Genomic DNA, 21,625 nt, shown 5'->3' on the forward strand with positions numbered 1-21,625 from the left:
GACTATTTCTCCCCCCCAGAGCTTTTGTTCGAGCTTGAATGTGTGCTTGTTCCATCAGGGCTTTGATTATTAGCCGCGTTATTGACCATGGGAAGATCCAAGTTATGCTTGGCAGCACAGTCTTTTGCAATGTCGTAGCCTGCATCTGCATGACGCATTACGCCCGTGGCAGGGTCGTTATGAAGAACCCGAGCAATACGCTCAGCCGCTTCGTCCGAACCGTCACAAACAATCACTACACCCGAGTGTTGGCTAAAACCCATTCCTACACCGCCACCATGATGAAGGCTTACCCAGGTTGCACCACCCGCTGTATTTAATAGGGCGTTCAGCAGCGGCCAGTCCGAAACGGCATCTGAACCATCGAGCATGGCCTCGGTTTCTCTATTGGGTGAAGCTACCGAACCAGAGTCGAGATGATCCCGCCCAATCACAACTGGCGCGCTTAGCTCGCCACTGCGAACCATTTCATTAAAGGCAAGCCCCAGCTTTTGTCTTTCACCCAGCCCCACCCAGCAAATACGCGCGGGCAGGCCTTGGAATTGAATGCGTTCTTTGGCCATATCTAGCCAGTTATGTAGATGGGGGTTGTCGGGTATAAGCTCTTTAACTTTAGCGTCCGTTTTATAGATATCTTCCAGATCGCCTGACAGCGCAGCCCATCTGAAAGGCCCTATGCCCTGACAAAAAAGCGGTCGTATATAGGCAGGAACGAAACCTGGGAAATCGAACGCATGCTCAATACCCTCTTCTAGCGCCATTTGTCTAATGTTGTTGCCATAATCAAGAGTAGCAGCGCCAGCTTGTTGGAAACCAAGCATTGCTTTAACTTGCAGCGCCATCGACTGTTTAGCACTTTTCACAACACCCGCTTCGTCTTTTTTACGCTGCGCCTCTGCTTGATCTAGCGTCCACCCCACTGGTAGATAGCCATTCAACGGATCGTGCGCACTGGTTTGGTCGGTCACAACGTCGGGAATAATCCCTTTCGCTAGCATATCGGGAAAGACTTCAGCAGCATTGCCTAATAGGCCAATTGATACAGGCTTCCCAGCTTTTTTGGCTTCCTCAAGTAGTTGCATGGCTTCTTCTAACGATTGCGCTTTTTTGTCCAAATAGCCCGTGCGAATTCTGAAATCTATGCGAGTTTCATCTACCTCCACAGCTACCATTGAAAAGCCAGCCATGGTTGCAGCTAAAGGCTGTGCTCCGCCCATACCGCCCAAGCCACCAGTCAAAATCCAGCGTCCTTCAGCGCTTCCTTCAAAATGCGTTTTGGCCACACTAACAAACGTTTCATAAGTACCCTGGACAATGCCTTGCGAGCCTATGTATATCCATGACCCTGCGGTCATTTGCCCGTACATCATCAAACCTTCTTTATCCAGAGCGTTAAAGTGCTCCCAGTTTGCCCAATGCGGTACAAGGTTAGAGTTAGCAATTAACACACGAGGTGCATTTTCGTGAGTGGGAAATACCCCAACAGGTTTGCCTGATTGAACCAGCAACGTCTCATCAGTATTTAAACGCTTGAGTACTTCTACAATTTTGTCGTAAGACGCCCAGTCACGGGCCGCACGCCCAATACCGCCGTAAACCACCAGATTTTGCGGATGCTCCGCAACGTCTGGATCCAGGTTATTCATTAACATGCGAAGCGGCGCTTCAGTTTGCCAGCTCTTCGCATTTAGCGTACTGCCTCTTGGGGCACGTATTTCTCTTGTAGGGTCGAGGCGTTTCATAAACTTCTCCTAGGCATATTCTTACGTTTGCTGATTTGTTTTTTATTAGGAAGTGTCATCTTTTTAGAAAGTAATGAGTTGCTAGCGCCTTTGGCGCAATGACACTTAGAACTCCAAGTGTCCTCCCAAGCGGTATCGACTGCCTGGGTGATACAGCACCGCGTGGCTAACCACTGCGCTTGAACTCGCTTTTGGACTATTATTCACGGATGTATCTGACGTAGCCTTTAAGCCGTTCCCTAACTGGGCATTCGCCGTCGAGGGCTCGCCAATATTGCTCTCATCGCTGGTTATTGCGCTGGGCACTCGAGAGAAGGTTCGTCGAGTAATCTTCAGACACGGCTCTTTAGGCTTAATCAATAGTGCTTGTGCAATATCTTTTTCAACAACCACAGCTTCTACGCTGTGATCGGCTTGTGAAAGGGGCGCGACCTGATTCAAATAAAAGTTTGCAGTTTGAGCTTTAAAATCTTTATCTAAATAGTCGTTAATCCATGCAGGGTTAACCCACCTGTCTTCATACTGCACGGGTAGGTTGTTCTCGCAGTGTACGATAATGCTATGAAATACTGGCTCTCCCACATCGATTCCCAGTCGTTGAGCAATAGCATCACTGGCTGGCGAGGTTTCCAACACTAATATCTCGTTAGTGTATCTATGCCCCCGTTGCTCTATTTCATCGCGAATACTTTTGATCTCAAGCATTGAGCTCATAGGGCGACTATCTGACACAAACGTGCCTATCCCCTGGCTGCGCATCAAAATGCCCTCGTCCACCATTTCACTTAACGCTCTTCGCGCAGTCATTCGGCTTACACGGTGCTGCTGGGCAAGTTGGTTTTCTGAAGGCACTTGGCTACCCGGCTTCATCTCACCACTTTCGATGGCATCCAAAATTGCTGTCTTAATTACTCTGTACCGAGGTTGCATATCGTGGCCATTCACAACTAAATTGTTAATAATATGCTAACAGCATACTTGTATATACAAGTATGCACAAGTACACTGAACTCAAAATTTACACTGCGTTTCAGTAAAGATTTTGGACAAAGCCAGACAAAGAACTAGACGACCAGTTAGACGAAAAAACCAGACAAGAGGTGGCTTAGAGTGGAGCACGTTATGGGTTATCAGTACGACACGCTTATTTACAATGTTCGCATTGCGTCTATGCAAGACAACGAGTTGCCTTATGGTGAATTACCGCCACACGCCATTGCCATAAAAGACGGCAAAATTGCTGCGTTACTTCCTTGCGATGACTCACTAGACGACGTGTTTGAGCAGGCCAAAAGCGTAATAGATGCCACTACCCTAATTCCCCAAAATGAAGGTTCAACGCCCAAACACCCGTGGCTATTGCCTGGCTTCATCGATTGTCATACGCATCTGGTGTATGGCGGCAATCGCGCCGAAGAATTCGAAATGCGATTGCAAGGCGCAAGTTATGTAGACATTGCGCAGCGCGGCGGTGGTATTAAAGGGACGGTTGAAAAAACTCGACGCTCTGACGAAAACACCCTGCTTCACACTGCGATAAAACGCGCAAAGCGACTGTGCGAAGAAGGTGTCACCACCATTGAAGTCAAATCAGGTTACGGGCTGGATTTAGACACTGAAGTGCGCATGTTACGCGTGGCTAAATCCCTTGAGCAGCATCTTCCTGTGAGTATTCAAACTACCTATTTAGGCGCTCACGCCTTGCCCAATGAATTTGCTGACGACTCAGAAGGATATATCGATTTCATTTGCAACGAGGCACTTCCTCACATTGCTTCGCAAAACTTAGCTGACGCCGTTGATGTATTTTGTGAAACTATTGGATTTTCAACTTCACAAACAGAAAGAGTGTTTAGCTGTGCACAGCAGCACGCTTTACCCATTAAAGCTCATGTAGAACAGCTTAGCGACAGCAAAGGCGCAGTGCTAGCAGCTAAGTACGGCGCACTATCGGTAGACCACATCGAATATTTAGCTGACAGCGATATTCCCTTACTTGCCCAAAGTGGCACCGTTGCCGTGCTTTTACCAGGCGCTTTTTATTACTTGAGTGAAGTTCAAAAGCCGCCGGTAGACGCCCTAAGGGCGCACAATGTGCCCATGGCATTAGCCACTGACTTTAATCCAGGTAGTTCGCCGTTAGCCTCAATCCTTACCGCGATAAATATGGGGTGTGTGCTGTTTCAACTTACGCCAGAAGAAGCGCTACGCGGCGCCACTGCACACGCGGCTAGCGCACTTGGGCTGCACGACCGAGGTGTTATTGAAGCAGGTAAGCTTGCTGACTTAACACTTTGGGATATCGAAACGCCGGCAGAGCTTGCCTATTGTATTAATGGCCACCGCCCCATTGCGGTGTTTAAGGAAGGTAAACATGTTTAAGTGGCAAGGCAGAATAGACAGTGAAGACGGCATTGAGGGCCTACGTTGGCATCAAAAAGTTAACGAACTTGAAGTGGGCGAAGATAATTCATTAGCCAACGCCGTTACCCTTGTTGGTTTTGAAAGTGATTTAGGTGTGGCATTTAACAAAGGCCGCGTAGGTGCAGCGGCTGGTCCAAACGCTATTCGCCAGGCACTGGCAAACTTACCCTGGCACTGGCCAAGCGCAGCATTGGCTGATTTAGGGAATGTTACCGCTAAAGAGAACTTAGTCCAGGCACAAACCCAATATGCTGACGCCATTTGCTATGCGCTCAAGCAAAATGATGGTTTGGTCATCGGTCTGGGAGGGGGACATGAAATTGCATGGGGTAGCTATCAAGGGGTTTTCAATGCTAAGCCCGAAAGCGCCCGCATTGGAATTATTAATTTCGACGCCCATTTTGATTTAAGAAAGCCTTCACCAAACACCAGTTCAGGTACGCCGTTCAGGCAAGTGCATGATCACTGCCAGTTACACGATTCACCGTTTCATTATGCTTGTTTGGGCGTATCGAAAGCGGCCAATACACCAGCGCTGTTTAACTTTGCCAATACGTCCAACACGCGCTATTTAACCGATGTGGCGTTAAATGATGAATCACTGTGTATGCAGCGAATAGATGAGCTACTATCTCCGATGCTAAAAGACATCGATGGGCTTTACGTCACTGTATGTTTAGATGCATTTCCAGCAGCACAAGCACCTGGCGTTAGCGCGCCCAGTGCATTGGGAATATCCCCCACACTTGTTATCAACACGCTACACTTTTTAGCACAGCACCAAAGTACTTACGGATATCAATGGAAACTGTGTGACGTTGCGGAAATGAACCCCAATTATGATATTGATAGCCGCACAGCAAAGCTGGCTGCACGGCTAATTTTTGAAGCAGTAGATGCAATAAACTCGCACATTTAACGAGTTAACGCTTTAACGTTTGACGCTTTTATGTTTACTGGCCGCCTGCCCTTTCACATGCAGCGGCGGTAAACAAGACATCAGTGGAACTATTTAATGCTGTTTCAGCAGAGTCTTGCAGTACGCCAACAATAAAGCCCACCGCAACCACCTGCATAGCCACTTCATTGGGTATATTGAACAGGCTACAGGCAAGCGGAATAAGCAGTAGCGAACCACCTGCAACACCTGAACTTCCACATGCTGATACCGCAGCGATAACGCTTAACAATACAGCAGTAGGGAAATCTACAGAAATTCCCAAGGTATTAACCGCAGCTAGCGTCAACACGGTTATTGTGATTGCAGCCCCAGCCATATTAATCGTGGCGCCTAACGGAATAGATACCGAATAGGTGTCTTCATCAAGCTTTAAGCGTTTACACAGCGCCATGTTTACCGGAATATTCGCAGCCGAACTACGGGTGAAAAACGCCGTAATACCGCTTTCTTTCAGGCATTTGAACACCAAAGGATAAGGGTTCTTTTTGGTTGCCAGAAATACTAACAAGGGGTTGGTCACAAGTGCGATAAATAGCATCGCGCCAATCAATACCGTTAGTAAATGAGAGTAGCCAAGCAATGCTTCAAAGCCCGTTGTAGCAATGGTATTAGCTACCAAGCCGAAAATACCGAAGGGCGCGAGTTTAATAACAAAACCCACCACAGTTGTTACGCTATCTGCCATATTTTGAAGTAGCGCTTTCGTTGCCTCGCTAGCATGACGAAGACCTAAACCTAGACCTACAGCCCACGTGAGAATACCAATGTAATTTCCATTTACTAATGCATTTACCGGATTATCTACCATGTTATAAAGCAAAGTAGTAAGGACTTCCGATACACCTTTCGGCGCAGCTTGGCTAACTTCTGAAGTCACTAAGCTTAAGCTTGTAGGAAAAGCAAAGCTTGCCAACACGGCGGTGAGCGCGGCCAGTAGTGTGCCCATCAAATAAAGCACAAGCACGGGTTTGATAAAGGTTTGCTCGTTTTGCTTATGGTTGGCGATGGACGCCATGACCAAAACAAAAACCAATAAAGGAGCAATTGCTTTTAGGGCTTTTACAAATAAGTTACCCAATAGCCCTGCTGATTGAGCAGCTGAAGGTGAAAAACTCGCTATCGCAATACCGCATACGATACCAATGATAATTTGCAGTACCAAACTGCCATTCATGTAGCGCTGAAACAGGCTGGGGCGTGACGTTGAATCCATAAATGTTGGTCCATTATTATTTTGACGACGCACCATGATACCAGTCCACATAGATAATTACCCACTCAGCGAGAGTTAAAATGTTCGTAATCGCGGCGTGTTACCGCAGGTATAGTGGTTCTACATCAAGGTAACACAACAAAGAGTACGAACATTTTAAACTCGCCCTTTGGGAAGGTCTGGCAAGCTTCCTAGCTGCATTCTGGGAATTTGAAAGGGAACAGCCATTCCTGCATTCCCACGCTTTGCTAGGAAACTTGCCAGCGCCTTCTGAGAGGGTAATTATCTGTGCGGATTGGTATAGAGGATAACGCCCAACAAATGAACCTGTTTGGTCTTAGTTACTCGCAAATAACCGTATGCTTGCCGTTTATAAGGGTTTACATGCCTTCAAGTATCTTTTGCGTATAAGACGTCCACTGGTAAAGAGGAAGTTCTCCATCAATATAATAGTCTGGCTGAATGCCTACCCCATCAATGGCCATATGCGGAATGCGTAAACTTTTAGTCAGGCTGTAATACAAAGTAAAAGTACCGCTCGGCGAATCAGTTTGATACATGTTAGAAATATCGAGTACACCTGCGGTAGTTTGCCCAAACAGCTTTACTTTTTTGCTTTGTTTAGCCGCCAGTAAGAACTGCTCAGCGGTGCTGCCATTACTTGAATCAACAAGTACGCCAATACTCTTCGGCAAGGGTTCAATTTTGTCGAATGTCTCCACCGTTACGTCTTCATCAATATTGATGTAGCTGCCGATGTGTTGATTAAGAATGTCGTACCCGTCTTTTGCCCATTGCTTTTCTTCTTCACTAAAATGAGGGTTTTGCAAAAAGCCAAGCATTCTAGAATTGTTAAGCTCGGTAGATAAGTATTCCATGCCTACAGTGCGAATAGGGTTAGTGTATAAAATAGGGAGTAAAGACGCATAGCTTACGTCACTACCACCACCGTTTCCTCGGATGTCGATAATGAGGTTTTCAGTTTTTAAAATCGTGTCTAGGTGCTTAGCGATAACCGCGTCGATGTCTTTTTTGAAGGCGTGATCGAAAGCCGGTATGCGAACTAACACAGTGTTCTCTGAAACTTTCTCGAATAGCGGAGCCTTTGTACTTAGTAGGCGAACATAGCGTGTTATTTCAGGGGATGATTCTTGTCGCGGTTCCTCTCGCGACATAACGATAAAGCTATTGCCCAACACCACTTCATTGTTACCCAAGAGTGTCATGGTATCGATTTGTCGGGCGGAGTGATCGCCCATAAAAAACGTCACTTTTGCAGTATTGTTGTCTTCAGGGTCATTAACGATGAACTTTACTTGTCCCGCCTTCCATGAAGGGTTGGTACTTTCAACGATATAAGCTTTATGGACATTGCCCTCTTTTTTTAAGGCAACCGTATAGCTTGAGAATTGCCAAATCCCCTCAAGAGTTTCGTCACGTTGGCTTTTCAAATGTTGTTTAAATGCCGATAAGTCGAAATCATGCACTACCGATTCGCGTACCGCTTCCTCTGAGCCATTCGTATTTAACGCAAGACCAATGTGCCCCTTGCGAAAAAATGTAAGCCAGTCGCTAAGCACTGTGTGGCATTGCGCTTCGCTTTTCGCGCTTTGTACTCGCGCCAAAATCGCACTATTGTGGGCCGAATAAAGGTCCTGCCCTTTTTTCTCGACGCTATATTGAAAACCGGCATCGTTGTTTTCAAACGTGCTTTTTAGCCATGCAAACTCACTTTCACACTGAAAGGTACTACCAAACGTACAGAAAGAGGCAAAAAGAGGGAATATCGCAAATCGTTTCACTAAATATGATGTCCATATCTACTTTTAATAACGATAAAGTATCATAAAACCATGATCTTGCGAGCATTTACCAAGCACATACTTGTAAGCAAACGTTTTAACTACTAATTCCTAAAGCGGTGAGTTCACCCCACCGCATAAGGTTTTTCTAGTGCACTTAAGCCCACACCGTTGCGTTTAATCACTTTAAGCTGAGTAGGAATACGCTCTTTCATGGCTTCAATATGGCTTATCACACCAATCATTTTTCCGCTGGCATTTAGGTTGTCTAGTGCATCAAGCGCCACATCCAAAGTTTCAGCATCAAGGGTGCCAAAGCCTTCATCCAAAAACAGTGAATCAATACTGGTCTTGTGACTGACCAAGTCAGATAAAGCTAAAGCCAGCGCTAGGCTCACTAAGAAACTTTCTCCACCAGACAGGGTTTTGGTATCTCGCACTACGTCACCTTGCCAGGTGTCTAATACACTTAAACCCAACCCTTCGTTTTCTTTTCGAATTAACTGATAGCGACCGTGTAATTTATCAAGCTGCTGATTTGCAAGCTGCACTAAGTTGTCCAGAGTAAGCCCTTGTGCAAAACGTCTGAATTTGTCGCCGCTGGCCGAGCCAATTAACGAGTGTAGGTAAGTAATATCGTCGTAATAGGCCTCAAACGCAGCCATCTCATCCACAAGCTGTTGCTGCCTTTCGCGGGCTTGATTGTTAGCGCTTAGCTGCTGTTCTATTTGCCCTAAAGACGATAACAGCGTGTCACGCTGCTGAGCTTGCTGGGTAATTTTCGTATCGAGCCACTGTGCACCGTGCTCTTCTAACTCGCTCTGCCACAATGCTGCGTTAGCATGGGCTTTTAGCGATTGTTGGGTAGCTAGCGCGTTTTCTAGCTTTAAGTCTGCTTGTTGTTTTTGCTGAGTTAATCGCTTTTGCAGTTCAAGTAAGGTGTTGCGGGTATCTTCGTCTAAAAGCGCATTGCTAAACGCTTGCTCATCGTCAAATGGGCTGCTCGCCAACTGACGGCTAAAGTGCTCTGTTGCCTCTGTAAGTGCTTGCTCTTTTTCGCGCAGTTGCTCATTGAGCTGGGCAATTTCGGCCTCTAAACGAGACAATATAGTGTCCGTTTGTTGCAGGCGAGATTTGCATTCACTCACGTTTCGCTCAGCCATTTCTTGGCCAGCGCTTGCCTTATTCCTTGTTTCAGCAATATCCCCTTCTGGGAATACGGTTTTGCGCGAGTCTCGCAGCGCCTTTAAACTATTATCTAGCTGCACAAGCTCTTCAGATACATCCTTTAGCTGATTCTCAGCGCTTTCGATATCACGACTAACCACTAGCAAGGCGCTACTTACCCCTTGCAACTCATCTTTAAGTTTAGCGTGTAGCTGATGATTGTGTTTATAGGTTTTAAGCGCTTCGGCTTTTTCATTTAACCACGTGGCAATTCCATCAATAGCCAAGTTGTGAATATCAGCACCGTGCGCCGTCATAGTTTCCCTAAGCGCTAAAATACCATCGTTAACCCCTTTTGTTTTATTCTCTAACTCTGCACTACGTTCTGTAAATTGCTTTTCCAAGGTTTCGCGCTGCTGCAGAGAAACTGCAAGTTCTGACTGTTTGGCTTGTAGCAACTGTTGCGCTTCATTTTTAGCCTGCAATGCAGCATTTAGAGCTTGCTCGCACTCCTCTAAACGGGTTAATTGGGCACTAATATCATCGAGACGAGTTTTAAACTGCTCCGTAAATTGAGCGACGCTTTGCGAAGTATTAATGTCGACCTTTTCAAAGCTCGGTATATCAGCGCTAAGTACGCTTGAAATCTGCTGCCACTTTTCTAGCAGCGTATCTCGTTGCCCGCTTGCCTGTTCTAGCTGCTTATTAACCTGAGCAAGAGTGAATTCAGTTTTTGTAACACTTTCTTTTGCCCGCGCCCCTTGCTGCTCAATATCATCTAACTGCTGCTTTAAGCTATCTCGCTTTTGGATAGTTTCAGGTACATCAATAACCACGCTAGACGTGGTGTGCTCGTTTGCCCCACAGACAGGGCATGGCTCGCCACTTTTTAGCTGGGCGCGCAGGTGCGCCACTTCAGCATCCAAGGCGATAAGCGCCTCTATGTCTTTTAAATTACTACGAGTTTGCTTGTAAGCATCAACCAAGGCTTGGCGGTCAGATTGCTGCTGAGCTAGTTTCTTCGCTAAGTCTTCCTTTTGCGCACCCAGCGATACTTTCTCTTGTTCTAGTGCCAAATATTGCTGTTGAATATGCCCTATCTGTAATACGTTATCCCAATGATGAAGCTTGGTATCACGCTCTTGCTGAAGACTTGCTTTACTGGTTGCATTAGCACTATTAGTATCACTTGGTTTGTCAGATAGCGCGGCCTGAAGTGCCTTTTCGCACTTGGCTACTTGCGCGTTTTTGTCATCGAAGGTCTGCGTTAACGCGCTTAACGACTCATTTGTCTTTGCAATAGCGTCATCTAGGGATGAAAGCGCCTGACGATGATTATTTACGCTTTGTGTCAGTGTTTCTAACTGCTTTTTATCATGTTCAATATGGCGCGCCGTTTCACTCCAGCCACTTATAAATTCCGCTATGCCGCTAAGTGATTGATGTTCACGTAAGTAGGTTTCCAGTTCACCAAGCTTGGTCTTGTTATCTGCCGAAGCGTTTTCGATTTCTGTGCGCTTTAGCGTTAACGCGTTTATTGACTGCCTTAAACGTGCCGCGTTTTCGTTTGCTTTTTGCTGTTCGGTAGTGAGCTGCGCTATTTGGTTATCTAGCGGAACTACCTGCTCATTTATGCGCTTTTCAAGCTCACTGCTTTGTTGCTTTGTAAGAACTAACGCTTGTTCAGCGTTCATCACTTCCAAACTGAGCTGTGCCTTTTGCGTTTTTAAGTCGGGCAACTGGGCTGCTTTCCCGTCAAGCCTTTCTTTATAACGGGTTACGTCTTGCTGAAGCCCGTTTTTTTGCAAAAATGGCAGGCGAAGCTTTTCAGCTGGCTCACTTTGGGTTAAAAGATCAAGTTCTTGTCTCGCCTCATTGATGGCGTTATTCGCGGTCTGCTGCGCTTCACTGGCTTCTTTTATGGTTTGCTCATTGGCGTTAAACGCTTGTTGCCACTGCTGTTGCTTTTGTAACTGAACAAGTGTTTGGTTAGACACGGCGACTTGGCTCTTGGTTTGTGCTTGCTCTTCTTCAAGCTGGGCGATTTGCTCGTCGCTAAGCAAGGTTACGCCTTCCAGCTTTATCGCAAACTCTTTTTTCTTTTGTTTAGCGTCACTAAATTGCTGATGTACTGCCTGTGATATCTGCCCGTAAATTTCAGTGCCAGTTAACTCTTCAAGCAGCTCGGCTCGGTCAGCCTCGTTAGCATTTAAAAACGCAGCAAAATCCCCTTGCGACAACATCATAGACTTGGTGAAACGGGCAAAATTAAGGCCAGTCAGCTTTTCAATCTCTTCACTTTTCGGCCTAACCTGGTAAGCCAATATCTTGCCGCTTTCAACTTCGGCTAGCTCAACTTCGGCACTTTGCAGATTACCGTCAACTTTCCCTCTGGCCCGACGCATACTCCAAAACGCACGATATGCTTTGCCTTTAATATCAAACTCAACCTCCGCCAAACACTCCGCCGTGCCGCGGGTCATGATGTCGTTGTTAGACGTTGAAATTGGCCCCAAGCGAGGGGTTTGGTGATAAAGCGCTAAACAAATGGCATCAAGTAGGGTGGTTTTACCTGCCCCTGTTGGGCCAGTTATGGCAAACAGGCCATTGTCGATAAACGGCGACTGGGTGAAATCTATCTTCCACTCCCCTTTTAGGGCGTTTAGATTTTTAAGGCGTAAGGTCAGTATTCTCATTGTATTACTCGCCTTTATTTTCTGTTGTGTTTGCCAATGGTGCCTTTACTGATACTTCAGCATCTTCATCATTGGTATGCACCCGCTCTAGCGCTTCATTAAACAGCTGCCTTATCCGGTTTATGCGTGAAGCGCTTTTTTCTGAACCGGCTTGTTTCATTGCTCGAGGGCTTTGGTCGTCATCTAGCAGGGTTTCTCGTACCGACTCAGTTGGTGCCGACTCATTTGGTGCCAACTCACTTGTTGGATTATCTTCTATGCTCTCCAGTGCCAAACGCGCTTCAAATACATCGTTTACCGATAGTTCACTAAGCTGAACGTTTTGCTTTTCTGTTAGGCTATTTACCATGCGCTTACGCTTGCGTTTCAACTGTAAAATCTCAGCGTTTTTCCCTTCTAACAAGCCCTGAATACGCTGCTGTAGATCAGTCAGATAGTCTTCTTTTTCAACTTCAATGCATAACCACACTGGGTCTTTAGAGCTAATGGCGTTATCCGTTGCGCTAATGGTTTTATTAAACTCGCTAAGGGCTTTATCTACTTCATCCAATTCGCTAACGGCATCATCTGTTTGAGAAGCTAACGTGATGGCATCGCTCTTATTAATGGCCGCCTCTATAGCTTTTAAGTCCCCTTTTATTACTTCCATGGCCTGAAAGCGCGGTACCGGAAGCGTTGAGATAGTTGGCGTTGTGCTTTCTATTTCAAACGTAACCAACACCACTTGCTTTTGTGTGTTTAGTTCATCAAAACTTAGCGGTATGGGTGAGCCTGAATAGCGAATGTGTTCTGTCTTAGCGACTTTCTGTGGCCTGTGAATATGCCCAAGTGCAATGTAATCGGCGGGCGGAAACCCTTTGGCGTCAAAGCCTTCAAGGGTGCCGATGTAGATATCGCGTACACTTTCTGACTGACTCACGCCTAAAGCGGTTAAGTGCCCTGTAGCAATAATAGGAATGGCAGCGCTGTTTTCACTGCCGTCTTTTATTCGCTTTTCTTCCATTGAAGCGCGCAGTGACAAGGCTTCATTATAAAGCGTCCCATAATGCTGCTTTATCGCATCGCCAAGCGCTTGACGCTTGTCAGTGCCGCTTTGCCCTGCCTCACTAACAAGCACATCGCGTGGGCGAATAAAGGGTACGGCACACAGTACGGCACTGGGCTGCCCCTTGCGATCGTTAAGCGTAATGACTTGTTCACTCAATTCGCCGTATGTACTGGCAATTACGTGGCTATTTAAGTATTTCAGTAGCGCCTTACTTTCGTTCAATACCGATACTGAATCGTGATTTCCCCCCAGCACCACCAATGTACACTGCATCCCCTGAAGTTCACCGATAAACGCATGGTAGAGCTCTCTGGCGTAGCTAGGCGGCGTGCCCGTGTCAAACACATCACCCGCGACAATAATCGCATCTATTTGATGCACTTCTACTTGTTGAAGAAGCCATTTAAGGAAAGCGGCGTGTTCGTTTTTGCGACTTTTCGTAAAAAAACTCTGACCTAAGTGCCAGTCAGATGTATGCAATATTTTCATGTAGAAGTGAACCAGGCTTGTTGCATTGGAGATAGAGAAACGCATTCGGCGCAATGGCGCTGCTGCTATGGAGTGTCGATGTTGATCAACGCACCGTACAGCAACTATAGAGATTTTGTGGTTTTATGACAATGGTTTGTCTGTGATGCATGTTCACAGGGAGCAGGTAAAAAAGAGGCACCACACGCTTTAATAAACGTCTGGTGCTCAGGATATTATTTTGATGAAAACAACCCAAAGCTAAAAGCTGGCAGAGTAATCTGTGTTTCACCGTTGTCAGAAGCGGAAATTTTAGCGGCTCCTGAAACAACTAAGTAGCTTTCATACTGCTGAGAAACCGTTACCGTTTGCTGCTCGGCTGACACGTTAAACACAACTAAAAGTGCTTCGTCATTTTGTTGCGCCACGCCCCCGTTTGGCATTGTGTCATTCGCTACGCGGGCGAAGGCAAACACCTGCTTTTTATCATCAAAGAACTTATTTTCTTGCACTCCATATTGAAGTAACGGCTGCTGCTTGCGAATGGCAGCGTACTCTGCAATAGATTTGTACAGCGGGTGCTGAGGGTTGAAGTTGTCATTCTTGGTGGTTTGCTTAGTACCTAACAACGTATTGTCGTTATAGCTAGCTACCTTAGATGGCATCATATCTTCTCTGGCATCCACATCGTTGCCATCACCGGTAAAGCCCTGCTCATCGCCATAGTAAACGACAGGTACGCCGCGAGAGAAAAACATCATGGCATGTGCCAGCATACTGCGCTGCAGCTTTTCTTCGTTAGACGCATTGGGTAAATGCTTATTTAAGAAGAAGCCCGGGCGACCCATATCGTGATTGCCTAAAAAAGTAAGCAGTTGATTAACGTTGCTGTCTTCGTCATTGTAAAGGTGATCTTGTGCTATCAGAGTTTCAATGGTCGACACTGGCTTGTCTTCAAAGAACACGCCTCCCACCGCACTTTGAAATCCAAAATCAAGCACGGCAGGAAGTTTACCCTCGGTAGTGAATGAACTTAGCGCTTCAGGGTTTGGGTCATACACTTCACCAAATACATGAAAGTTCTTAATTCCCTCAGCTTTAGCGTGCGCCATAATTGCCGGTGAGAATGCTTGCCAAAATGGCAACTGGACGTGCCTTACCGTATCAATTCTAAAGCCGTCAGGTTTAAATTCACTGATAAGCTTGGTGTAAATATCAATCATCCCTTTAACCACTTCAGGGTCTGAAGTATTGATATCATCTAACCCATTAAAATCGCCATATAAACTATTTTCACCTTCAAAAGTTGTATCACCTTGATTGTGGTAAAAGCGCGGGTCGTTTAGCCATTCTGGAAATTTCTCACCCTGCTCTTTTTCTGGAACAAAAGCACGGTAAGTCCCTTGCTCTTTCACTTCCTGCAAGCTGCGATAAGTGCACTGGTCTAGTCCACTTTTAAACGAACCGTCGGCGTTGTGACACTCTTCATACTTAATCACGTCTGCCGTATGGTTAGTAATGATATCGAAAAATACTTTAATATCTTTTTTATGCGCAGTGTCAATCAAGCGCTTTAAATCGGCGTTACTGCCAAAGTGAGGGTCAATTTCGGTGAAGTCGACTATCCAATATCCATGGTGGGCAAAACCACCTTTCTGCACAGCTTTATTACGCAAAATAGGTGTCATCCAGATAGCGGTGATCCCCATAGATTTTAGGTAATCCAGTTTTTGTTCGATGCCCGCCATGTCGCCACCATGAAACGCCCATTTAGACGTTGTGTCGAGACCTCCGTGAGAGATCGATCCTTTTGGTGCCCCGCTGTCGTTACTTACATCGCCATTGTTAAATCTGTCTGGCATAACGAAGTAGAAGACGTCTTCGCGCACGTCGCGCTTTAAGTAACTACTTTGTGGCTGTGCCGCATTGTTGTTCTCGCCACTGTTCGTCGCACCGCTGTTAGGGTCTCTATTGTTAAGAGATGGGCTGCAAGCAGTTAACGCAAGCAATATTGCGGTAAAGGCCATTGTCATTTTAGATGTTTTTTGAATCATTAACCTGTTCCTTAGTAGGTTAAAACTGAGCAGTAATATTTTGAGCTAGCGCTTCGTCATCAAACTCGGCCATACCGCTAATTCCCATTGCACCCACTACTTTGCCTGCCTTATCTTTTACAGGTACACCACCCGCCATACCTGTGATGCGAGGGTCGGTCCAAAAGTTAATGGTTTTGCTCGTTTCTTTTGCCCACGCAGCAAGCTGACTGGTTTTTTGCCTGTCTCTGGCTGCCGTATAAGCCTTGTTCTGCGCTAGTAGACAGGTTTGCGGGCTAGTTTCATCCATACGAGAGAACGCGATAAGCTCACCCACACTGTCTACAACAGCAACGGCAATGTGTTGATTGTTTTCTTGCGCCCAATGAATGCTATCTGTAATCATTGATTGAGCTTGCGTTAAAGAAATAGAACCCATCATGGTAACTCCACCCCTTTTGCACTTACGTACAATGCGTACCAGTCTTCCCGAGTAAGCGTCACGGTAACGGCTTCTGCACTTGCTTTAATACGCTTGGGGTTTGCCGAACCAACAATTGGCTGAATGTTGCTGGGGTGGCGCATTAACCAAGCCAACACGATTGCGTCGGGCGATACACCATATTTTTGCGCTAAGGTCGCAACGAGTTTTTTAGTCGCTTCTTCTTGCGCAGTTAGCGTGGCGGGTGCTCCGGTATATTTACCCTGGCTTGCTGGCCCCCACGACTGCATTTGAATGTTGTTTTGCTTTGCGTATTGAAGTGTGCCCGCTGTAAAGTTCACATGCTGCCCATCTGGGTTACCGACATAAATACCTTCATCCACAAAGCCTAAGTTAGTAAGACTCATCTCAACCTGATTCGCAATAAGCGGCTGATTAATATAGTGATTAAGATGCTGCATTTGTACGCCGCTCATATTCGACACGCCAAAGTGCTTAACCTTACCGCTATCAAACAAGGCATCAAATGCAGCGGCAACCTCCTCTTCTTCCATCAATGGGTCTGGGCGGTGCAGCAAAAGCAGGTCGAGATATTCCGTATTTAATCGCGAAAGCGTGTTTTCAACAGAAGTGACAATCCAGTCTTTCGAAAAATCGTAACGTTTGGGCCCGTGTTCATCTTCAAAACGAATCCCACATTTAGACTGAAGCACTATCTCTTCCCGTAAGTTAGGGCGTGCTTTTAACACTTCACCAAATGCTTGTTCTGCTTTACCCATTCGGTATATATCAGCATGATCGAACACGGTAATACCGGCTTCTAGCGCAGCATCGACCGCCGCAAACGCATGCTGGATTTGATCTTTGGTTAATGGGTTAAAGTCCCACTCTCCACCAATAGCCATACAGCCGTAAACCAGCTGACTGGCGTGTGAAATGTACTGATTTAGAGGAAGGTTTTTCATATACACCGCTCGCAAAAAAGAATTAATAAAGGCCTTTCGGATAGCTCAAGTTTACGCTTGCAGTTACCACCTTTCAGCGCACAATAGCGAAATCATTATTCTTTATAGCGAATAGCTGTATTCCATATATAATCACTAACTCTACATTTTCTGATGTGACGTTGCTCAAGACGCAGTTTTTCGAGCATGTTGTGAATATTTATCTCCGATTTAATCTCGTGTAAAAAGTAACTAGCCAATGAAACCACATAAAAAAGTCGAGCGATTGATGCTGTTTAGTGCGGTAGCAGAAACCTTAAGCTTTGGTGCTGCGGCAGAGAAAATGCAGATATCGAGGGGCTACCTGTCGGAGCAAATAAGGGAGCTTGAACTTGCGTTAGGCGTAAAGTTGCTGCAGCGCTCAACACGCCAAGTAAGTCTTACCAACGAAGGTAAACAAGTGTACGCCGATACACAGAAGATTAATCGCAGCGTGGTAGAGCTAGAGCAAAATTTAGTACGTGAGCAAACGCAGCTGGAAGGAATAATCGCCATTACGGCGCCGAATATGTTTGCGCACTACTTGTTAAGCGAACTGTGTTTTTCCTTCTCGCAGCAGCATCCTGATGTTTCGTTCCATTTAGATACCAGCTATCAAAGGCACGACTTAAACCGAGGTCATTTCGACTTGGCGTTTCGCTCTACTAACAACCCGCCGCAAGATATGGTGGCCAAGCCATTATTTACTTATAGCCACACCATAGTTGCAGCACCGCAATACCTTAAGCAAGCCGGCACACCCAAAGTGTTGAGCGATTTAGATGCGCACCAGTGCTTTTGCGGCCCCGACCAAGATAACTGGCTCATAAACGGTAAGCGCACAGCGGTTAAAGGCTGGTTAAAACTTAATGATAATCTGGCGCTCATTCAGCATGTGCTGGAAGGCCGCGGCATTGCAAGACTGCCAAGCTATGTGGCGAAAAAGCATAGTAAGGCGGGTGAACTGGTCGCGCTTTTTGAAGAAATTAAGCCGGGGTCGACACCGAGTGTGCCTCCAATAAAAAGCACCAGTCAGCTGTTTATTGTGCACCCACAGCGTCCCCATCAATCGCTAAGAATAAAAGCCTTTTTAGACACAGTTAAACAAGCACAACACGAAGGTTATTTTAGCGGATAAGTACTCAAACTGTCAGCGCTTACCTGCCGCTATTCACGTGCGTAGTGAGTAGCAATAAGACTTGAAAGCTTCGCTTAGGCTTTTCATTCCTTGGCGTACTATTATCGACGTTAAAGGGTAAATCAAACAGGCTGATAAATATTATCCCAGTAGTCATCAAGTATCTTCACAGCATCGTTAAGCGCCCGCGCCACAAAAATATCGCCGTATTGTTCGACTAGCTCCATGTCCACCAGCTTATTAATAGCGTCAGTAACGTCGAAATCGAGCGCACAATCAAGCTCTTCTGAAAAGTAACTTTCTATTACACTATCGAGCGTTGCTAATGTCATTCCACCAGCGGCAATCTCGCGCTCTGCACGCACCGCGCAGAATGCAGCACCACCTTCTACAGACACTTCACTACATTTCAGCAAAAATGTATAAGCCAACAAAGCTTCTTTGCAGTCCTCTTCCTCTGCTGCATCAATTAACGTATGAAACACGCCTGCATTATTGTCTAAATTTTTAAAATAGAGGTTGTCAGACAAGGCTTTCATAAACCTGATTTTTCTGTTTTTAAACTTTGTCCATTCCTTAAAGATAAAGCTGCCGAATACACCCATGCCAATACCAAAAGTTATTAGGCTTTGCTTAGTCAATTCCACTTCATCGTCTTTAAAGCCAAGCCAAAAGGCCAGAAAAGATGCCATGAGAAGTAGCGAGGCGCCTAACTTAGTCACTAGCACCACGGTGCCACCTATTGCCGCCGATGCACTAATGATCAACTTATCTAGTGGACGCATTTTGACTTCGCTATTGGGAAACAGCATCTCCAAGTCTGCTTTAGGTACGTTTTGGAAAAGCTTTACTATGGTGGAGCCAGGTTTAAAGGTGACTGGCGTATGCCCTTTCTCTTTGAAGTAGGCTTCATCTTTAAAAGTGATATAAACGGCCACTTTGTCGTAGTTGGTAAATGACACCTGCTTTTTTCGCAACCCGAAAAAAGTACGCAGCGTTTCAGTTTTTACCGACTCACCCCGTCGATAAAACACCACATCTTCAAAGTCTTCGAAGCTAACCGCTAGGCGCACTTTAAACAGCGACTCTTCGTTTAATGCTGCTTCTAAATCTTTGTTTGTGACTTTTTCAAAATTGGCTGCGTTTAATAGATTGGCAAACGCACTCGAAAACGCCTTTTGGCTTTGCTTCCTAGTAGCTTCACTTGAAGGTGTAAGATCGCGGGTGTCTTTGTTTGGATCAAAGTCGTTATAGCTATCTTTCAGACCCTCAAGTTGCTCATGATATTGATAGTGTATGCGATTAACGAGCAATGTTGAGAACGTACGAAAAAGAGTCCTCTCTTGCACAATTACGTTTTCACACAATCTACTAACATCATGTTTGCGAAATGGGATAAAGCGTTCTAATGGCATCGAGTGGTCTTATTAGTTCGAATGTTTCTTGTTAGATAAAAATAGTTACCGTACTGTAACAATGAAAACAACCACTTATAAATAAATTAAGCCTAATTGATAATGCCTTAGACATAGGCTTCGCCTAATATCTAAACGACATAAATGTTAAATATAGTTAACATAGACTACACTAATTCTTAATTATACTTGTAATTTTCGGAGACGTTATGTTCGTATCAAGTTCTCGATACAATAATGACATTTCGGCTCTTAGGGACGAAAGCCAAGGCTTGCTTGGTACGCTGGATGCGTTCAAAAACACAATGGCCTATGCCATCTATAGTACCGATGGACAGTGCACATTTGCCTCTCCCGTATTACTTTCCATTTTGGATTACTCAAATTCAACCGCAACGTCGTTTTCCCATGCGGCAATGCGCGTTGAAGGTGTTGAACCTGAGTCACAGTACAAATCGTTTTGGCAACACTTGGTCAATGGCGGCAGCTTTAGCGACACGGTTGCAAGAAAATCGGCGTTAGGTGAAACGAAGTGGCTTAAGGCAAGCTACGTAGCGGTGAATAAGCATGGCGTTACAGAAATTCATGCCATTTACCACGATATCACTGAACATGAAAATGCTTATTTTGCCGGTAAAGCAGCGACGGACGCACTAAACAAGTCGATGGCGGTAATTGAGTTTCATCCTGATGGAACAATTATCACGGCAAATGAGAATTTTACTGCAACAGTGAAATACAGTTTGGCCGACATTCAAGGTAAACACCATCGCATGTTCTGTCGCGATAAGTTTTATCAAGAAAATCCTAATTTTTGGGATAACCTTGCCCGGGGTAATTTCTCTTCAGGCCAGTTTGAGCGCGTAGATGCGCACGGTAACGCATTGTGGTTGGAAGCAACGTACAACCCCGTGTTTGACGCTTCGGGCCGAGTAGTAAAAGTTATTAAATTTGCATCTAACATTACCGATGCAATTAACGAAAAGAATGCAATCGCACAGGCGGCGGAACTCGCAGTATCAACGGCAGAAGAGACGTCTCAAATTGCCCATGAAGGTGCCTCGTCACTTCAACGAAGCGTTGAGATTTTCAATACAGCCATGTTAGAAGTTGAGCAAACCAATCAACTTATGCACGAACTGAGTGAGCAATCGCTAAAAATTGAAACCATTGTGACAACGATTAGTGGCATTGCTGAGCAAACCAACCTTTTAGCACTAAATGCCGCTATTGAAGCTGCACGTGCAGGCGATCAAGGTAGAGGATTTGCTGTAGTAGCAGATGAAGTGAGGCAGCTAGCGCAACGTACCAGCGATTCGACTGTGGAAATTGAAAGTGTAGTGGCAGAGAACAGAAAGCTTGCTGACAAATCCACGAAGAAAATGGCAGGCGTTAAAGACAGTGTTGACCAAAATAGTCAACAGATTGCGCAAGTGCAAAGCATTATTGATGAAATTCAAAAAGGCGCATTGAATGTATCTGAAACTGTATCAGGTATTCTACGCTAGCAGTCATGTTAAATTAGTAAAAAGGGCTGTTGTATCATCAACAGCCCTTTTTTTTAAACCCGCTTTTTCACACAAACGATTTTTCGCGTACGCATACGTACAAGCCTAGCACCGTTTAATTGTGGGGGTTATTTTGCGTGCACCACGCTAGCAATCTGCTGCTGTTGAATATTCAGGTATTTCTTGATGCTGTCCCCGTTCTTGCCATATTGATCAACAAACGCAGCGACAGATAGTCCGTTACACGTCATGTCCTGTGCTACGTACTTTTTATCTAGCGCAGATTCTTTAATTTGTTCATGTAGCTTCCACTTGTTCCCGGTAGCGGCAGCAACGCAAAGGTTAGAGGTGACCGAATCGTCGGTAGGCTTAAATTCTACAGAAGCTAAAGCACTTCCGGTGAACACAGAGGTAAGAGCAACAATAGCGATAGCAGTAATACGTGATTTCATAGCATGATTTCCTTATTGGGACATGAAGTTACGTTGTTGTGGCGTTACGCCTTGGCCACACTCATATTCACTATTACAATCACTGCGCCAACTTTACAAAGCTATTTAAATTCAAAAACTTAACTACAAACCC

Annotated in this window: 15 protein-coding genes and 1 pseudogene; 5 read left to right on the forward strand and 11 right to left on the reverse strand. The window is 45.5% G+C overall.

Annotation, left to right across the window (positions count from 1 at the left end):
• Nucleotides 1–2: 2 nt before the first annotated feature.
• Nucleotides 3–1,742: a urocanate hydratase gene (gene hutU, locus NO989_RS14850; protein ID WP_156085993.1), complete on the reverse strand. Its 1,740-nt coding sequence runs from the start codon at nt 1,740–1,742 to the stop codon at nt 3–5.
• 105 nt (nt 1,743–1,847) lie between these two features.
• Nucleotides 1,848–2,672, reverse strand: a complete 825-nt coding sequence (locus NO989_RS14855; protein ID WP_049589034.1) for a UTRA domain-containing protein — start codon at nt 2,670–2,672, stop codon at nt 1,848–1,850.
• Between the two features lie 192 nt (nt 2,673–2,864).
• Here NO989_RS14855 and hutI point away from each other — a divergent pair, with 192 nt between their 5' ends.
• A complete protein-coding gene (gene hutI, locus NO989_RS14860; protein ID WP_049589040.1) occupies nt 2,865–4,124 on the forward strand; it encodes an imidazolonepropionase in 1,260 nt (419 codons plus the stop codon).
• Entirely contained in the window at nt 4,117–5,085 is a 969-nt protein-coding gene (gene hutG / locus NO989_RS14865) for a formimidoylglutamase (RefSeq protein WP_156085992.1), read from the forward strand. Before hutI ends, hutG begins: the two co-directional genes overlap by 8 nt.
• Before the next feature lie 34 nt (nt 5,086–5,119).
• On the opposite strand, the gene sstT is transcribed toward hutG, so the two are convergent.
• The 7 genes from sstT to NO989_RS14900 form a co-directional block, all read right to left on the reverse strand.
• Entirely contained in the window at nt 5,120–6,340 is a 1,221-nt protein-coding gene (sstT, locus tag NO989_RS14870) for a serine/threonine transporter SstT (RefSeq protein WP_101563563.1), read from the reverse strand.
• 380 nt (nt 6,341–6,720) lie between these two features.
• A complete protein-coding gene (locus NO989_RS14875; RefSeq protein ID WP_069943812.1) occupies nt 6,721–8,142 on the reverse strand; it encodes a S41 family peptidase in 1,422 nt (473 codons plus the stop codon).
• Between the two features lie 125 nt (nt 8,143–8,267).
• The gene (locus tag NO989_RS14880) at nt 8,268–12,005 is read right to left on the reverse strand and encodes an AAA family ATPase (RefSeq protein ID WP_168533291.1); all 3,738 of its coding nucleotides are present in this window, start codon (nt 12,003–12,005) and stop codon (nt 8,268–8,270) included.
• Between the two features lie 4 nt (nt 12,006–12,009).
• Nucleotides 12,010–13,542 (reverse strand): exonuclease subunit SbcD, encoded by a 1,533-nt coding sequence (gene sbcD / locus NO989_RS14885; protein ID WP_371342805.1) that lies wholly within the window; start codon nt 13,540–13,542, stop codon nt 12,010–12,012.
• 215 nt (nt 13,543–13,757) lie between these two features.
• Nucleotides 13,758–15,575: an alpha-amylase family glycosyl hydrolase gene (locus NO989_RS14890; protein WP_371342806.1), complete on the reverse strand. Its 1,818-nt coding sequence runs from the start codon at nt 15,573–15,575 to the stop codon at nt 13,758–13,760.
• Nucleotides 15,576–15,594: 19 nt separating this feature from the next.
• Complete coding sequence (locus NO989_RS14895; protein WP_231506413.1) at nt 15,595–15,996, reverse strand: heme-binding protein; 402 nt, start codon at nt 15,994–15,996, stop codon at nt 15,595–15,597.
• Nucleotides 15,993–16,961, reverse strand: coding sequence for an aldo/keto reductase family oxidoreductase (locus tag NO989_RS14900; RefSeq protein WP_156085989.1), 969 nt, complete (start codon nt 16,959–16,961; stop codon nt 15,993–15,995). Before NO989_RS14900 ends, NO989_RS14895 begins: the two co-directional genes overlap by 4 nt.
• A gap of 238 nt (nt 16,962–17,199) precedes the next feature.
• On the opposite strand from NO989_RS14900, the gene NO989_RS14905 reads away from it, so the two are divergent.
• Nucleotides 17,200–18,117, forward strand: a complete 918-nt coding sequence (locus NO989_RS14905; RefSeq protein WP_156085988.1) for a LysR family transcriptional regulator — start codon at nt 17,200–17,202, stop codon at nt 18,115–18,117.
• A gap of 122 nt (nt 18,118–18,239) precedes the next feature.
• Here NO989_RS14905 and NO989_RS14910 read toward each other — a convergent pair whose 3' ends face one another.
• On the reverse strand, nt 18,240–19,532 hold the full coding sequence (locus NO989_RS14910; protein WP_278344389.1) for a TMEM143 family protein: 1,293 nt from the start codon (nt 19,530–19,532) through the stop codon (nt 18,240–18,242).
• Between the two features lie 665 nt (nt 19,533–20,197).
• Between NO989_RS14910 and NO989_RS14915 the strand changes: the two are divergent.
• Both NO989_RS14915 and NO989_RS14920 read left to right on the forward strand, forming a co-directional pair.
• A pseudogene (locus NO989_RS14915) lies at nt 20,198–20,509 on the forward strand (PAS domain-containing protein); the annotation flags it as partial.
• A 123-nt stretch (nt 20,510–20,632) separates the two neighbouring features.
• Nucleotides 20,633–21,040: a methyl-accepting chemotaxis protein gene (locus tag NO989_RS14920; protein WP_321825600.1), complete on the forward strand. Its 408-nt coding sequence runs from the start codon at nt 20,633–20,635 to the stop codon at nt 21,038–21,040.
• Nucleotides 21,041–21,168: 128 nt separating this feature from the next.
• Here the strand turns inward: NO989_RS14920 and NO989_RS14925 are convergent, their stop codons facing one another.
• On the reverse strand, nt 21,169–21,492 hold the full coding sequence (locus NO989_RS14925) for a DUF3718 domain-containing protein (RefSeq protein WP_014978455.1): 324 nt from the start codon (nt 21,490–21,492) through the stop codon (nt 21,169–21,171).
• Nucleotides 21,493–21,625: the final 133 nt, after the last annotated feature.

This window comes from Alteromonas sp. DY56-G5 (genome assembly GCF_041414725.1).
In the GTDB taxonomy this organism is placed as follows: domain Bacteria; phylum Pseudomonadota; class Gammaproteobacteria; order Enterobacterales; family Alteromonadaceae; genus Alteromonas; species Alteromonas macleodii.

Bases quoted from the DNA above. Each gene is read 5' to 3' on its own strand.
- NO989_RS14880 (WP_168533291.1), bottom strand. From the start codon at position 12,005: ATGAGAATACTGACCTTACGCCTTAAAAATCTAAACGCCCTAAAAGGG.
- sbcD (WP_371342805.1), bottom strand. From the start codon at position 13,542: ATGAAAATATTGCATACATCTGACTGGCACTTAGGTCAGAGTTTTTTT.
- NO989_RS14900 (WP_156085989.1), bottom strand. From the start codon at position 16,961: ATGAAAAACCTTCCTCTAAATCAGTACATTTCACACGCCAGTCAGCTG.
- hutG (WP_156085992.1), top strand. From the start codon at position 4,117: ATGTTTAAGTGGCAAGGCAGAATAGACAGTGAAGACGGCATTGAGGGC.
- NO989_RS14905 (WP_156085988.1), top strand. From the start codon at position 17,200: ATGAAACCACATAAAAAAGTCGAGCGATTGATGCTGTTTAGTGCGGTA.
- NO989_RS14925 (WP_014978455.1), bottom strand. From the start codon at position 21,492: ATGAAATCACGTATTACTGCTATCGCTATTGTTGCTCTTACCTCTGTG.
- sstT (WP_101563563.1), bottom strand. From the start codon at position 6,340: ATGGATTCAACGTCACGCCCCAGCCTGTTTCAGCGCTACATGAATGGC.
- NO989_RS14910 (WP_278344389.1), bottom strand. From the start codon at position 19,532: ATGCCATTAGAACGCTTTATCCCATTTCGCAAACATGATGTTAGTAGA.
- hutU (WP_156085993.1), bottom strand. From the start codon at position 1,742: ATGAAACGCCTCGACCCTACAAGAGAAATACGTGCCCCAAGAGGCAGT.
- hutI (WP_049589040.1), top strand. From the start codon at position 2,865: ATGGGTTATCAGTACGACACGCTTATTTACAATGTTCGCATTGCGTCT.
- NO989_RS14855 (WP_049589034.1), bottom strand. From the start codon at position 2,672: ATGCAACCTCGGTACAGAGTAATTAAGACAGCAATTTTGGATGCCATC.
- NO989_RS14895 (WP_231506413.1), bottom strand. From the start codon at position 15,996: ATGATGGGTTCTATTTCTTTAACGCAAGCTCAATCAATGATTACAGAT.
- NO989_RS14890 (WP_371342806.1), bottom strand. From the start codon at position 15,575: ATGATTCAAAAAACATCTAAAATGACAATGGCCTTTACCGCAATATTG.
- NO989_RS14920 (WP_321825600.1), top strand. From the start codon at position 20,633: ATGTTAGAAGTTGAGCAAACCAATCAACTTATGCACGAACTGAGTGAG.